General features: G+C 71.6%; 13 protein-coding genes and 1 tRNA gene. 6 read left to right on the top strand and 8 right to left on the bottom strand.

Going from position 1 to position 13,238, the window contains the following annotated elements:
• Positions 1–262: 262 nt before the first annotated feature.
• Positions 263–349, bottom strand: a tRNA-OTHER gene (locus tag OOK41_RS01415).
• Between the two features lie 579 nt (positions 350–928).
• Complete coding sequence (locus OOK41_RS01410; protein WP_266262530.1) at positions 929–1,294, bottom strand: GntR family transcriptional regulator; 366 nt, start codon at positions 1,292–1,294, stop codon at positions 929–931.
• Between the two features lie 244 nt (positions 1,295–1,538).
• Between OOK41_RS01410 and OOK41_RS01405 the strand changes: the two genes are divergently transcribed.
• The 6 genes from OOK41_RS01405 to OOK41_RS01380 all read left to right on the top strand — a co-directional run bounded on the left by OOK41_RS01405 (position 1,539) and on the right by OOK41_RS01380 (position 5,603).
• Positions 1,539–2,735 carry a helix-turn-helix domain-containing protein gene (locus tag OOK41_RS01405; protein ID WP_266262529.1) on the top strand — a complete coding sequence of 399 codons (1,197 nt, stop codon included), beginning with the start codon at positions 1,539–1,541 and terminating at the stop codon, positions 2,733–2,735.
• 225 nt (positions 2,736–2,960) lie between these two features.
• On the top strand, positions 2,961–3,404 hold the full coding sequence (locus OOK41_RS01400; protein ID WP_266262528.1) for a hypothetical protein: 444 nt from the start codon (positions 2,961–2,963) through the stop codon (positions 3,402–3,404).
• Entirely contained in the window at positions 3,401–3,652 is a 252-nt protein-coding gene (locus OOK41_RS01395) for a hypothetical protein (protein ID WP_266262527.1), read from the top strand. The genes OOK41_RS01400 and OOK41_RS01395 overlap by 4 nt, the downstream gene beginning before the upstream one ends.
• Entirely contained in the window at positions 3,649–3,810 is a 162-nt protein-coding gene (locus tag OOK41_RS01390) for a hypothetical protein (RefSeq protein WP_266262525.1), read from the top strand. Before OOK41_RS01395 ends, OOK41_RS01390 begins: the two co-directional genes overlap by 4 nt.
• A 127-nt stretch (positions 3,811–3,937) precedes the next feature.
• On the top strand, positions 3,938–5,008 hold the full coding sequence (locus OOK41_RS01385; RefSeq protein WP_266262524.1) for a transcriptional regulator: 1,071 nt from the start codon (positions 3,938–3,940) through the stop codon (positions 5,006–5,008).
• Positions 5,009–5,156: 148 nt separating this feature from the next.
• Positions 5,157–5,603, top strand: a complete 447-nt coding sequence (locus OOK41_RS01380) for an MmpS family transport accessory protein (protein ID WP_266262523.1) — start codon at positions 5,157–5,159, stop codon at positions 5,601–5,603.
• A 97-nt stretch (positions 5,604–5,700) separates the two neighbouring features.
• Here OOK41_RS01380 and OOK41_RS01375 read toward each other — a convergent pair whose 3' ends face one another.
• The 6 genes from OOK41_RS01375 to OOK41_RS01350 all read right to left on the bottom strand — a co-directional run bounded on the left by OOK41_RS01375 (position 5,701) and on the right by OOK41_RS01350 (position 13,138).
• The gene (locus OOK41_RS01375; protein WP_266262521.1) at positions 5,701–5,979 is read right to left on the bottom strand and encodes a hypothetical protein; all 279 of its coding nucleotides are present in this window, start codon (positions 5,977–5,979) and stop codon (positions 5,701–5,703) included.
• Positions 5,976–6,389 carry a hypothetical protein gene (locus OOK41_RS01370; RefSeq protein ID WP_266262520.1) on the bottom strand — a complete coding sequence of 138 codons (414 nt, stop codon included), beginning with the start codon at positions 6,387–6,389 and terminating at the stop codon, positions 5,976–5,978. Before OOK41_RS01370 ends, OOK41_RS01375 begins: the two co-directional genes overlap by 4 nt.
• Positions 6,386–7,210, bottom strand: a complete 825-nt coding sequence (locus OOK41_RS01365; RefSeq protein ID WP_266262519.1) for a M15 family metallopeptidase — start codon at positions 7,208–7,210, stop codon at positions 6,386–6,388. The genes OOK41_RS01370 and OOK41_RS01365 overlap by 4 nt, the downstream gene beginning before the upstream one ends.
• Positions 7,211–7,362: 152 nt before the next feature.
• Positions 7,363–7,683 carry an H-type lectin domain-containing protein gene (locus OOK41_RS01360; RefSeq protein WP_266262518.1) on the bottom strand — a complete coding sequence of 107 codons (321 nt, stop codon included), beginning with the start codon at positions 7,681–7,683 and terminating at the stop codon, positions 7,363–7,365.
• A gap of 8 nt (positions 7,684–7,691) precedes the next feature.
• Entirely contained in the window at positions 7,692–10,502 is a 2,811-nt protein-coding gene (locus OOK41_RS01355; protein ID WP_266262517.1) for a hypothetical protein, read from the bottom strand.
• The gene (locus tag OOK41_RS01350; RefSeq protein WP_266262516.1) at positions 10,502–13,138 is read right to left on the bottom strand and encodes a hypothetical protein; all 2,637 of its coding nucleotides are present in this window, start codon (positions 13,136–13,138) and stop codon (positions 10,502–10,504) included. The genes OOK41_RS01355 and OOK41_RS01350 overlap by 1 nt, the downstream gene beginning before the upstream one ends.
• Between the last annotated feature and the right edge of the window lie 100 nt (positions 13,139–13,238).

Genomic DNA, 13,238 nt, shown 5'->3' with positions numbered 1-13,238 from the left:
GGGTGCGGGCGTCGCAGAGGCGGCGAGCTGCGCGGTGGCACATCCAGATCAATAACGGGCATACGGCACGCTAGCGCCCTGGACTGCCCGAGGACCATCAGAAGGCTTGGACTCGCAAGCGGCGTGCAACGAACGACGGTGATCAAGGGTCAAGAGCGGTCAACCAGAGGCCACGGCGATTGATGCGCCGGGGGTACCAATAGCAAGGTCCCCACCGGCGTTTCCGCAGGTGGGGACCTCTGTAGCCCGGCGAAAGGCTATGTGGCCAGGGGCGGGGTCGAACCGCCGACCTTCCGATTTTCAGATGCGCGGAAGCTTATGCCGGGGCGTGCCGGCCGCAGCTCACGCCCCACCTCGCCCACCCTGGCACACGCCGTCATCCGTGGCTACTGCGGCCATCCGATGCGGCCACATTGTCAGCGCCCTGCTGGTCCACCAGGCAGTCGAGGTACCCCTGCCACCTGGACTCCCGAGCGGTCCGCCGCAGTGCGGCCGGCAACGCCCATCCGAAGTAGACAGCAGCAGCGGCGGCGAGGATGAGCCCCACGCCGGCCGGACGAGGGTGTGACGCGAGGGTGCTGATCGGTGCGGGGAGGGGTCGCAACGGGTTACTCCTTGGCGTGCCTGCCGTACTGGGAACCACCGATGAAACACCCGTTCTAAGCCGCCCGGTAGGCCATATGCCAGAACCTGCGCTGTGGGGCTTCCACGGGGTTTACGTGCGGGAATCCCATATGGTAAGCGTGACTCCTGGTGATCAATTGATGTCCGATTGCGCCTGGCCATACCTCCGGCGGCTACGGACAGTGTGCAAGTTGCATAGACCGGAATCGGTCAAGACGCAAGCCTGTCACAACTGCTCCATTGCAAATTGCCGAATGAAGCATCAAAACATGAAACCTGAAAGATAGCGGCCAATAAGGTCGAATCACTCAATCAGGACGGCGTACTGATGGCCCGGGTACGCCATCGGCAACCCGTCCGGAGGGGTGACCACCAGCATTGGCACGCCGTCCGGCATGCCGAACTCGGCCCGCTCGTCGGGGGTCGGCATGCGCGTCGAAACGCGGGATCCGGACTCGGCCGTGATCTCCTCCGGCTCGATCGGCTCCGGCACCCGGGTGGGGTAGCCGTGTCTCACGACCACGGCGCCATCGGCTCGCAGGGCCGCGATCGCGCGGCGCACCGTCGTGCGTCCCAGGCCGTACGCCTGGACCAGGTGCGCCTCGGACGGCAGCGCCGCGCCGGGCGGATACTCGCCCTGCCGGATGCGCTCACGCAGGTCGTCGGCCAACTGTCGCCAGGCCGGGGCCCCAGAACGGGGGTCGATCATGGACGGCACGGTATGGTGCGGCGACGGGAGGTCCACACGTGGACACGTGTACACGTGTGCACTCGAAGCGGGCGCGGCGGTTACTGGCCGTGGGCGCGGTCCAACGCTGGATCACTCGATCGCCGGTATCGTCGCCTATGGCAGGCCCGCCGGTTGTAGCGGTCGGCGGGCCGCCACCCAGACCGCTACCTGGGAAGGATGCGCCATGGCCATCAGCGCCCTCGGCCGACAGCTACGCGCCCAGCGCGGCCGCCGCCACATGACACAGGCCGGCCTCGCGTCGGCCGCCGGCGTCAGCGTCGACCTGATCCGCAAACTGGAGCAGGGACAGCGACAGCACGCCGGCCTGGACTCGATCGCCCGGCTCGCCGCCGCCCTGGACGTGACCCTGGCCGACCTCCTCGACAAGCCCCGCGGCCTGGCCGCCGGTGCTGAGGACGGCGAGCTGGGCGCCCTGCGACGAGCAATCCTCGGACTCACGCCCACCACCACCGCCGAGCCGCCGTCCCTCGACGAGATGCGGGCGGCCGTCGTCGATCTCTGGCAGACGTACTGGGCCGGCCAGTACGCCCACCTCGCCCGGCAGCTGCCCGATCGGATCACCCAGGCCCGCGCCCTGGCCGCCGCAGCAGCACCCCGTGACCAGGCAGCCGCGTCGACCTTGCTGGCGGGGGTGATGCAGCTGACGGGCAGCCTGCTGGCCCACCTGGCGCACGAGGATCTCGCCCATCTCGCCCTGGCCGCTGCGGACCGGGCCGCCGAGGCTGCCGGCGACGAACTGCTCCACGCCGCCCAGCAGGCCACCCGGGCATGGGTGCTGTCCCGGCAGGGCCTCTGGGCCGAGTCGGAGCACGTGGCCATGTCCACCGCCGCCGCGATCGAGCCCCGGCTGTCGCGGGCCACCGCCGATCACGTCGCGGTGTGGGGTGAGCTGCTGCGCTACGGGTGCACGGCGGTGGCCCGGTCGGGGCGGCACGGTGAGGCCACCGAACTGCTCGGCCTGGTCCAGGCCGCCGCCGCTCGGCTCGGCAGCGATGGGCCGACCCGCTACGTCGGTGGCGCGTTCGGCGTGACCGTGGCAGCGATGAAGGCCGTCGACGTCGCGGTTACGGCCGACCGGCCCCGAGCGGCTATCCGCCTGGCCGAGCGGGTCGAGCACCCGAACCGGGTGCCCACCGCGATGCACGCCAGATACCTGCTGAACGTCGCGTGGGCGCAGACCGCCGACTGGCGCAGCCAGGACGCCGTCGACACCCTGCGCCGCGTCGACCGGATCGCCCCCGAGGTGCTCGACCATCAGACCCTGGCGCGCGTGATCATCGAAGAGCTGCTGCCCCGCCGGTCCCGGCAGCGCCTGCCTGGCCTGATCGCACTCGCCGACCGGGTCGGCGTGCCCCGGTAGGACGCCAGTAGGACGTGGCGTCCTACTCGTCCGGACCGGCTTCCGCCCGAGTAGGACGGCGCGCCGCACCCGACCGCGTATCTGCCTGCCTACGGTCGGTCGTAGTCGTTCGGTCCGGCCCCCCGTCCAGACCGAACGGTCCCCCGGGTGGCGGCGGTGGTCCTTCCAATCACGCGATTTGTGCGAGCTGCCGTCGCCACCCTCCCACCGGACAGGGAGGCAACCGTGGTGGCGATCTGGTCCGAGCTGCGCGCGATCGTGCGATGGCTGGCACACCGTGACCCACTCCCGCCGCCCGACCCGCGGCCTGCGCGGGCGTGGGATGACGCCGACCAGGGCGCCGCGCGGCAGCGCATCCTGGACCAGGCGCAGCGGCTCCGCGCCACCCCCTGGCACTGCGAGCCGACCGTCATCCTCCCGGCGGTGCTGGAGGCCGGGCCGCGAACCCTCGGCCAGCGCACCGGCTACGGGACGACGAACGTACTTGCCGGCCTTGACCCTGCCGAGGTGCTCGCCGTCGCCCGCCTCATCGTCTCAGGCCACGACGACCGCGCCTGCCAGTGGTGCACCCCCGAGGGGTGCACGCACCTGGACTGGGGCCGCGCCCTGGTCAACCTGGCCGTGCACGAGCCGCACCAGTACCGGGCCCTGGTGGCGTCGTGGCGATGATCGAGATCCCGGCCGGTACCCGGCTGTCCCTGCGCGCCGGCGAGTGGGCCACCCACGCCGACCAGCTCGGCACCACGTCGATCGACCTGCGGGTGATGAACGTCGGCGGAGAGCCGACCGGCGTCCCCGGGTGGGTGCGGGTGCGCGGCCACGGCCTCGACTGCCGGCTGGCGCCGAGGTGCCTGCACCCGTGGTGCCTGGAGCTGCTGGTCCAGGTCGAGGCGCTCTACGACGCGGCGAACCGGTGAGCGTCGACGCGCCGGCTGCGCCGTGGTGGCAGCGGGATCTGGAGCTGCACCGGCAGCGCGACGGGCGCTGCCCGCGCTGCGGCACCCGGAAGCGGTGCTGGCCGTGGGCGACAGCCAACGCGGCGAGGGTGGTCGCCCGGATGACGGCGGGCCGGTGAGCGCGCACCGTGGATGATCTGCCCATAGGCCGCCGGGTCGCGTACTGGCGCAGCCGGCGGAAGATGACGCAGCAGCAGCTCGAGCTGGGTCGACAAGGTCGAGCGCGGTGTCCGCTCTCTGGACAAGGTGTCCAGCCTCCAGGCCATCGCCGACGGGCTCCAGATCGACCTGCGGCTGCTGCTCGGCAGGAACGCCGGGGAGGAGGTGGGCAACGGGCTGCTGGACCGGGTCAGTATCGACGAGGCCCGAGGCGCCCTGACCCGCTGGGGACCGGTGCAGCTCGCGCGCGGCCAGGCAACGCCCACTCTCGCCAGCCTGGGCAAGGCCGTCGATCATGCGTGGCTGGCCTACCAGCACGCGCGGTACGCCGACCTGGTCCGGTCGCTGCCGCGGCTGGTGACCGACGCCCAACAGGTCCGGACGGCCAACCGGTGCGCGGCCGCGGCGGACCGCCTGGCCGAGGCGTACCAGGTCACCTCGGCCGTGATGCGCAAGGTGGGAGCGGCGGACCTGGCCTGGCTGGCGGCGGACCGGGCCATGGCCGCCAGCCAGGACGCTGACGATCAGATCCTGACCGCAATGTGCGCCGTCCAGCTCGGGTACGCGCTGCTTGGGCAAGGGCAGTCCCGGCACGCGATGGAGGTCAGCATCGCGCTGGCCCACCAGATCGCCCTGCCCCGGCCGCTCGACGCCCCGGCGGCCCATCTGTCGATCTACGGGACGCTGCTCATCGTGGCCGCGCGAGGCGCTGCCGCCCTCGGGTACGCCGGCTGCGTCGCCGAGCTGATCGACCAGGCCGACGAGGCCGCGGCGGTCGTCGGCGACGGGCACGACCACTACTGGACAAGTTTCGGCCCGACCGCCGTCCAGCTGGCCCGTGTGGCGACAACGGTCGACCTCGGTGAGGGCGCCGCACTCGATCCGGCCGCGCATCAGCGGCTCGTCGAAGGCACCGCCTTCCGGCGGCTACCGCCGGAGCGCCGGGCGGCCTACCTGCTCGACGCGGCGAACGGGTTCATGCAGGCGGGTGACGTGGCCACCGCTGGCCAAGCGGTGGTGAGCGCTGATCGGGTGGCACCGGCGGAGGTCCGCCACCGGCCGCTGGGTCACGAGCTGCTGGCCACCCTTCTGCGCCGCGCGCCGACGATGAGCCTGGACCTTCAGCGCCTGGCCGACGAGATGGGAGTGGGTGTCTGATCGGTGGACCCGTCCGGCGATCCCGAGCTGGTTCGCCGACGTTCGTCGCAGCCGGTGGCACGGCCGTACCGAGATGAGGCCTTCCCACTATCGGCTGACCGACAGTGTTGTTTCGTTGCCTCTCTGCTCACCCTATCGTCGTGCCTCCATGCCCGTCCCCCTTCGATCGGGTGTGTTCAATTTGAAGGAGATTTCAGTTTTGCGTACGAAACTCACCATTCTTGGGTTTAGCCTGCTGGCGGCGACCGTCCTTGCGTGTGGCTCTGGCGAGAGCGATACCGCCGGGCCCGGCGCGCAGGATAAGGCTGAGACCGCGAAGACGGGTGGCAAGTCGATCGTGCTGGAGGTGACGGGCCCGAAGTCGGCGGATGTCACCTATGGGATCGGGACCGACCAGTCCCAGGACAACGGCGCAAAGCTGCCGTGGAAGAAGGAGCTGACCTCCAAGGAGGCGATCATCATCCCCACGGTCGTGGCACAGTCGAAGGGCTCCGGCAAGATTGCGTGCAAGATCACGGTCGATGGCAAGGTCGTTAAGGAGAACGCCTCTTCAGGCGAGTTCGCCGTGGTGACCTGCACGGCCGACAACCTCTGACAGGGACTCCACAACGTCGAAGCGGCTCCGGGCTCCCCTCACGGGAGACCGGAGCCGCTTCGCATGCTGGTCGGCGCCTGACCAGGAAGCCGCCGGCTTACCTGGGGGCGGTGAAGTCGTCGCGGTCCGGTGCCAGCGGTGCGGCCGGCGCTGCGGCGAGCCACGGCAGGAACGCGCGCAGGAACTCGTCGACGGCCGGGAGCGCCAGGACGCGGGTCACCGCGGCGGCGACGGCGAGCAGCTGCGCGACGGCGGGCACGGTGTCGACGCCGCCGGCGGCCGCGGCGACCGGGAGCAGGGTCAGCAGCGCCACGGTGACGGCGAACGCGGTGCGGACGGTTGCCCGCCACGGGTGGCGGGTCTGGGTCGGGTTCACGGGTGGGTACCTCCAGTCGGTGCGGGGTGGACGGTGCAGGATCGGCAGGCGGCCAGTTGGGCGCGCAGTTCGGCCACCTCGGCGGACAGCGCGGCGCGTTCCTCGCGCAGCCGGTCGCGCTCCAGCTCGGTGGCGCGCAGCTGGGCGGACTTCTCGATCAGGCTGGCTTCAACGACGGCCAGGCGGGCCCGGACGCCGTCGAGTTCCTTGCGCAGCAGCTCGTTGTGGGCGGTCAGGCTGGTCTGGAGCGATGTCCATACCTTTGTGCGGAACTCTTCGGCCTGGGCCTCGGTGAGTTCCGCGGTTGCGCGGTTCTGCCGCCGGGCCAGGAAGAAGGCGATCGGCGGCCCGAGCAGTGCAGCGACCCCACCGACCACCGCGGAGATCACCGCGGGGTCGGCGCCGCTCACCGGATCGGGTTCCGGTAGGCGGCCTGCCAGGTGCGCGGGCCAAGCTCGCCGTCGACCTGCAACCCCTGGTCGCGTTGGAACGCGCGCACCAGCTGGTTGTACTCGGTGCCGAACCGTCCGTCGTTGCCGGCCCGGGTCAGGTAGCGGCGGCCCTGGCCGATGGACCAGCCGCGCCGGCGCAGCTGGTTGGCCCACGTCTGGAGCCAGTACCGATCGGTGTGGCCGGCGAACCGTCGGCCGTGGAAGCCGCTGACGGACTGGTCGCCGCCGGACTCGGGGCCGAAGAAGTACCGCTTCGGCAGCGGGTAGGTGATCTCCGGGCCGGGTGCCGGGCGGGCCGGCTTGCTTGGCTGGGTCGGCGTCGGCTTGCCGGCGAGGCGGGCGGCGAGCCGCTCCACCTGGGCGACGCTGCCGACGATCTCAAAGTGCATGTCGTCGGGGCGGCCGGTGTAGTCGCCGCCCCACCGCACGACGCCGTCCAGCTCGGCCAGGATCTTGCGGATTTCGGCGCGCTGCGCCGGCGAGAACGTGTTGCGCTTGCCCATCGGGTGCTCGGGCGCGTTGAAGTCCACCGCCGTGCCGCTGGCGTGGTTGCTCAGGTCGTCGGATCCCTCGATCTGCTTGTAGTGGTAGCCCCAGCACCACCCGGGGTGGAGCGGCTCGACGCGGGTGTGCAGCTGGTAGGCCAGGAAGTGCAGCACGGTGGCGACGGGGCCGCGGCGCACGCCCTGGGGGAACGCGACGCCGGCGACCTTTGACGTGTCGAGTCCACCGATCTGCTCGGGGCTGCCGGCCTTCCAACCGTTCTGGGACAGAGGCATGTTGCTCCTTGGGCATGAAGAAGCCCGTCGGCGGTCGCCGACGGGCTGAGGGGGCAGGGGTCAGAAGAAACGAAACGACGATGACGACGCCGGGCGAGCCCGCAGGGGTTCCGGCGGCGGGTGGTTCAGGGGGATGGGTCAGAGGTGGGCCGTCAGGTCTTAGCCACCCACGTGATCGTGACGCCTGACCAGGTCTGAGCGGCGGAGCCGGCGTCCATGAGCTGAGCCCAGAGCCAGAACCCGGTCGCGGTCACGTTGTAGGCGCGAATGTCGTATCGGGCGGTCACGTTCGCCCCGGACATGATGTTGCACACCACGTTCGGCGGGCTCCTGAACGCCTCGGCGAACGTGACGGCCTGGCTGTAGGTCGCCAGGGTGGTGAAGCTGACGGATAGTTCCCCGCACTCCTCCTCACCCAGCCGGGCCGGCGTGAGCCTCATGCCGGATTTCCAGTGGGTCGAGCGCACAGCCATGAGTCCTCCTACAGCGACAGGGTGGCCGGTTCCCACACGTCAACGGCGGTGCCGGCCGGCCAGGCCAGTTGGATGCCGTTGAGTCCGCGGGCGGCGATGGTGGCGAGCTGCGGGCTGGTGGTGCCGGTGATCGTGGACAGCCGGATGCGCTCTCCACCGACCCGCACGTCAAGGGGCATGTCGACTGGGTCGGTGGTCCATGTGCCGTTCGCGGCGGTCGAGGCCAGGGACAGCGTCGCGGCGCCGGTGGCGGCCAGGGCGCCGGCGAGGGTCGACCCGTCGGCTGGCACGCGCTGGTCGGCGTCGACCACGGCCACATCCCACGGGGCCGCCGGCGAGCACGTGACCGACACGTCGAAGTCCTTGTAGCCCAGCTGCGTGGTGTGACCTTCCAGCAGTACGTCGATCAGCTGCCCGGCGACGTCGGCCGGCGGGTTGACGCCCTGGATGCGTGAGCCGATCCGGCAGTTGAGCCACGCGTCGATCAGGCCCGGCCGGGCGGCCAGGTTCATGGAGAGCTTCGGCCAGCGCAGGCCCGAGGTAGCCGACAGATGCAGGCGCCATCCGGCGACCTGTGCCACCTGGGAGTCGTAGGCTACGGCGACCTCGGCCGACTCTTCGTAGACCAGGGCGGCCCCGCTGGTGACGTCCGGTGCCTCGGCCACCGCGCTGGCCCCGTCCACGCGGTTGACCGTCCAACGATTGCGGTATCCCTGGTTGTCCGGGTCGGGTTGGGGCGCGTCGGCCAGGTCACCGGCACCGTTGAGCACCAGCGCGGGCGCCTGGTTGTACCGGGCGTCGCGGGGCTGGTAGGCCAGCCCGAACGGACGTTCGTACAACACCCCGCCGTCGACGTCTTCGCACTGCTGGTACAGCACCAGTGCCGATTCGACCGGCTGGGCGGACATGCGGGCGGCACCACCGACGTTGACGGCCGGGATGGCCAGCGGTATGCCGTCCTCGGCGCAGAAGCGCCGCAACCGCTCGTGCGCCGGCTCGGCCCGGTACCCGTCGGTGCCGCTGGCAGTGGACCCACCGCTGGTGCCGCTGGGCAGGTCGTACCCGTCGACCCAGTAGTTGTAGAGGCCGGCGGGTACGGGCGTCTGCGTGAAGACACCCAGGTGTCCGTACGGCAGTGCCAGAGTCGACGAGGCGCCCGAAGTGTTGACGCCGACGCGGGTAACACCGGCGAGGGTGCCCGACACCGTCCCGAGCAGCTCATAGCCTGCCGTCGCGTTGATGTAGCGCCAGCCGACCGAGATGGTGCCGGGGGCCGACTGCCACACCGACAGGGATGCGAAGTACGCGGACGTGGGCACACCAACCGGGGTGAAGACCTGCGTCGCCGTACCGGCGGCGTTGTAGGCCAGCACGGTCAAGCCGAACGGCGACGGGCGGTAGATCGCCTGCCACCGCACGAACGTGCCGCCGGGTGTCTCGGCCTCCAGGATCACGAAACTGCCGGTGATCTTCGACGTGTCGTACATCTGCAACACCGCACCGAGTGACCAGCGCGCCGCGGTCGCCGCAGTGACGGCGGCCGGCACAGGCGCGGCCAACTGGGCGCCGCCGGCGAGGTTAGCCAGCCGGCCGGTGCCGGGCATCGTCGCGGCACCCGACAACATGTCGGTGACCGCCGCGAACGACAGGCCGCCGGTGCTGATCGACAGCGGGGAATGCCCGGCGAACGCCGACCCGGCGACGGTGGCCGACGCGCCCTCTTCCATCGGCCAGTACGCGACGGCCTGGGCGGCAATGGACCGGCGCAACGCCGACCGCTTCGGCGGCGTACCGGTGCCCGGCTGCACCCGGTACAGGGTGCCCCGGGCGGTGACCTGCACGTACCGGTCTTTGCCCGCCTTGTCGCCCCACCGCGGCACCCACGCCGGCACGTACCCGCCGCACACGTCAACGTCGAGCCGGTAGCGGCTGTGCCGGACCAGCACCGGTGTGGGGTTGGTGTTGCCGGTGACCACCCACGAGTCGAGCCCGGCCTTACCCGCGCCGCGCAGGACGGCGTCGGTCGCGGTGAGCGTCCACGCCGGCGGCTCCGTGGCCGCGGCCGCCCAGACCTTGATGGCCAGCCGGTCGGCCACCACGCTGGCCCGTACCCGCATCGGCACGCCGGCGGTGTAGGTCAGGCCCGGCACCGGGCTGAGCGCGGCCACGTCGGTGAACGTGCCGCCGCCGGCGGTGTCGTATCGGGTGATCTTCACGGTCATGGTGCCGCCCGGGTTGAACTCGGCGCGCAGCCAGTAGTAGCCGCTGGAGTTGACCCGGTGCACGGTGCCGGTGACCACCGAGGCGCCGGCGGCCGCCACCGGCACGTCGACGTCAACGAGCTGCTCCACGTCGACCAGGTCGACGTCGAGCAGCGACCGGCGGATACCGCCGATGGTGACGTGCCGGTGCAGGCCCCGGCCGCCGGCCGCGGGGAACTGATCGGCCGGGCCGCCCGCGTGCGACCAGCCCGGCCCGTTGTCGGAGGTGCCCCACCCGGCGGGGCTGGTCCGCCCGAACTCGTCGAGCCCGCGGCGGATCCGGACCCGCAGCGGGGTGTCTCGCCCGAGCAGCCCATACCAGCGGCCCGCCGGGTTGTACTGCGAGAAGTCACCTGAGGTGTTGTCGAAGGTGAGCGAGCAGCTGCCCGCGTCGACGCTCTGGCCCCAGTCGCCGCGGCCCTCCTCGATGGTGATCCCGCCGGCGTAGCGCCAATCGCCGGTCACGTCGGCCCATGGCCAGGTGCCCGGGTCGGCGGTCAGCTGGGCGCCCGGGGCGATCTCGACGACGACGGGCAGCCCGGTGGTCGGGTACACCATCACACCCCTCCGAATCCGTACTGTCCGAACAGGCGGCGCAGGTACGCGACAGCGTCGCGGTCGCCGCCCACGACGATGACGCGCACCTCACCACCGGCCACGCCGCCGCCAGCGCCGCGGCCGCCGCCAGTGCCGCCGGTGGGCAGGGGGATAACCGACGCGCCGGCGCCCAGGTGCACGACCTCGGGCCCTTCCTCACCGACGATGGCGAGACCGGCCCGGGTGGCGGTGCCGCCCTTGGCCAGCATCGGCAGCTGGGGCATGTTGAACCCCTTCCCGCCGATACCAGGCACCCAGCTGGGCGCCTGAAACCGCAGCCTGCCAACGGTGTTGTTCCACAGGCGCGCAATCGCGTTAAAGGCGGCGCGGAACGGCGAGGAGATGATGCGGGAGATGTTGACCAGAGCCCGAATCAGCCGGCCCGGCAGCGAGAAGTACCAGTTCAGGAACGCCTTACCGCCGTTGATGATCCCGTTGTACGCACCCAAGATCCACCTGCGGTAGAGGGTGTTCACGAACCAGTCGCCGACCGCGGCCGCCGCAGCCTTGATCCACTTCCATGACGCTTTCCACGCGTCCTGAAACCACGTCGTTTTCGTAGCGATCAGGACAATGACGGCGATCAACGCCACGATGGCCAGGATGATCCACGTGGTCGGGCTGGCCATCTGCGCGATGTTCAGCGCCCACTGGGCGACGGTCTGCCAGATCGTCGCTATCCGGGCACCGAGCAGGGCGAACTTCTGGGCCACCCACGCCGCAACGGACCGCTTGGCGGCCATCTCGCCGGCGACGCTCGCCGCAGTGTTGGCCCGGCTGGCGGCCGCCGCGCCGCGAGCTACGGCGGTGTTCTCGACCAGCGCGGCGGTCTGCGCCTTGATGGCGGACCTCATGCCCCAGTTCGCGGCCACCTCGGCGGCCTTGAGCGGCAGCGACGCGACCGCGGCCACGTTCGCGCCGACCTGGGCCACACGGCTGATCACGAACCCGGCGGCGAGGAACGGCAGCGCCTTGGCCAGCAGGTCGGTGTGGTCGGCGGCAAACTTGAGCACCGGACCGGCGACGTTGAGCCCGTCGACGAACGCCGACCGGGGGCTGTCGGCCTGGGCGAACGCGCCGGCGATACCGCCGATGATGTTGCGCAGGCTGGCGAACACGGCCCGGATGCGCTCCTGACCCTCGGCCGACTCCGTCCAGGCGCGCAGCAGCGCGGCACCCCGTTGCAGGTTGGTGAGGAACGCCCCGCCGTCACCGCCGGCGCGGAAGATGGCGACCACCGACATGCCGACGTCGCGGGCGATGGCACCCAGCTGGGACAGCACGCCGAGAGCGCCGGCGATCCACTGGCGCATCCGGCCGGACTCCCGGGCCGCGGTCGACCAGCGTTCGAACCGCTGCGCGACGCTGCCCACGTTGCTGGCGAAGCCGGGCAAGAAGCTGGCACCGATGGTCGCCCACTGCAACAGGCCGTTGAGCACCGGCCGGACCGCGGCGGCGAGCCGGTGCACGGTCAGGGCGGTGGAGTCCAGGACGCGGCCGACGTCGGCCGCGGCCGACTGCGTCTTAAACAGCCCGAGGGACTCGCGGATGGCGAGGTTGAAGCCGCCGCCCATGCGCCGCAGCCAGGTCGTCACGCCGGGCAGGTAGATGCCGGACAGGGCCCGCAGGTCACCGGCGACACCGCGTAGCGCGGCCTGCTGGCCACCGCGGGCGGCGTCCTGCCACGCCGGGGCCAGGGAACGGAGTGTCCGGATCACGTCGCGGCCCGCCGGCGACAGCCGGGCGAGGGCCTCAGCGGCCGGGTCGATGCCGCCGGACGCCGCGCCGGCGGACGCCTCACCAACCGCGGCCTGCGCGTCGGCGAGGCGCTGCGCGGCGTCGGTCACGGCCTGCTGGGCGTCGCGCTGCCGCTGTAGCGCGTCCTGCACGGCGTCGCTGCCCTCGACACCCTTCTTCGCCCCGTCGGCCTGCTCCTTGCCCAGGTCGTCGACCCGGTCGCGGACCTCATCGAGCGTGTGTTGGCTCTGCCGGTACGCCAGGTCGGCGGCGATGATGTCGTCGACGTTGCCGGACATCCGGGCCGCGGCCAGCTCCCGCTCGGCCCGGGTGACGGCCTGCATCGCGGCTTCCTCGTCGAGCTTCGCGCCGACGACGGACCGGGACAGGTCCGACAGCCGCTCGGTCTCCTCCTCCCGGGCGCGGGTCACCGCGGCCTGGGCCACCAGGGCGTCGCGCTGCGCATCAGCCAGGGCCCGGGTCGCCGACTCGACCTGCCGCTGTGCCATGGCCACCCGCCGGCCGGCCCCCGCCGCGGCGCCGCCCCCACCGGTCGCCGCCTTCCCGGTCGCCGACCAGGCATCGCCCAGCCCGAACGTGACGGCCTTTGCGGCCAGCACCGTGGCGGCGGTCGCGGCGATCACGCCGGGCAGCAGCCCGATCGCCCCGACCGCACCCAGGGCCGACGACCCGAGCGCTACGGCGTACCCGGCGGCCGACGCCATGGCCCCGCCCAGCGCCACCGTCGACGCCGCGCCGGACAGGTTGACCGACCGCACGTTCTGCGCGGTCCGCTGCAACAAGGAGTTGACGCCCTTGTCCCTGCCGACCGCGTTGAACACCAGCGACGTGTCGGACACGTCACCACCCCCGATCTACTGGGCGCCGGACTGCTCGGCGGCCTGGCGGTTGAGCTCGTCGACGCGCTCGACGGCGGCGCGCAGCTGGTCGTGGGTCAGC

The sequence above is a fragment of the Micromonospora sp. NBC_01655 genome (assembly GCF_026339755.1).
Lineage (GTDB): Bacteria > Actinomycetota > Actinomycetes > Mycobacteriales > Micromonosporaceae > Micromonospora.
This window is presented reverse-complemented; position numbering and strand designations above follow the sequence as displayed.

Coding starts and splice junctions, on each gene's coding strand:
- OOK41_RS01355 (WP_266262517.1), bottom strand. CDS start 10,502: ATGGTGTACCCGACCACCGGGCTGCCCGTCGTCGTCGAGATCGCCCCG.
- OOK41_RS01360 (WP_266262518.1), bottom strand. CDS start 7,683: ATGGCTGTGCGCTCGACCCACTGGAAATCCGGCATGAGGCTCACGCCG.
- OOK41_RS01395 (WP_266262527.1), top strand. CDS start 3,401: ATGATCGAGATCCCGGCCGGTACCCGGCTGTCCCTGCGCGCCGGCGAG.
- OOK41_RS01380 (WP_266262523.1), top strand. CDS start 5,157: ATGCCCGTCCCCCTTCGATCGGGTGTGTTCAATTTGAAGGAGATTTCA.
- OOK41_RS01405 (WP_266262529.1), top strand. CDS start 1,539: ATGGCCATCAGCGCCCTCGGCCGACAGCTACGCGCCCAGCGCGGCCGC.
- OOK41_RS01365 (WP_266262519.1), bottom strand. CDS start 7,210: ATGCCTCTGTCCCAGAACGGTTGGAAGGCCGGCAGCCCCGAGCAGATC.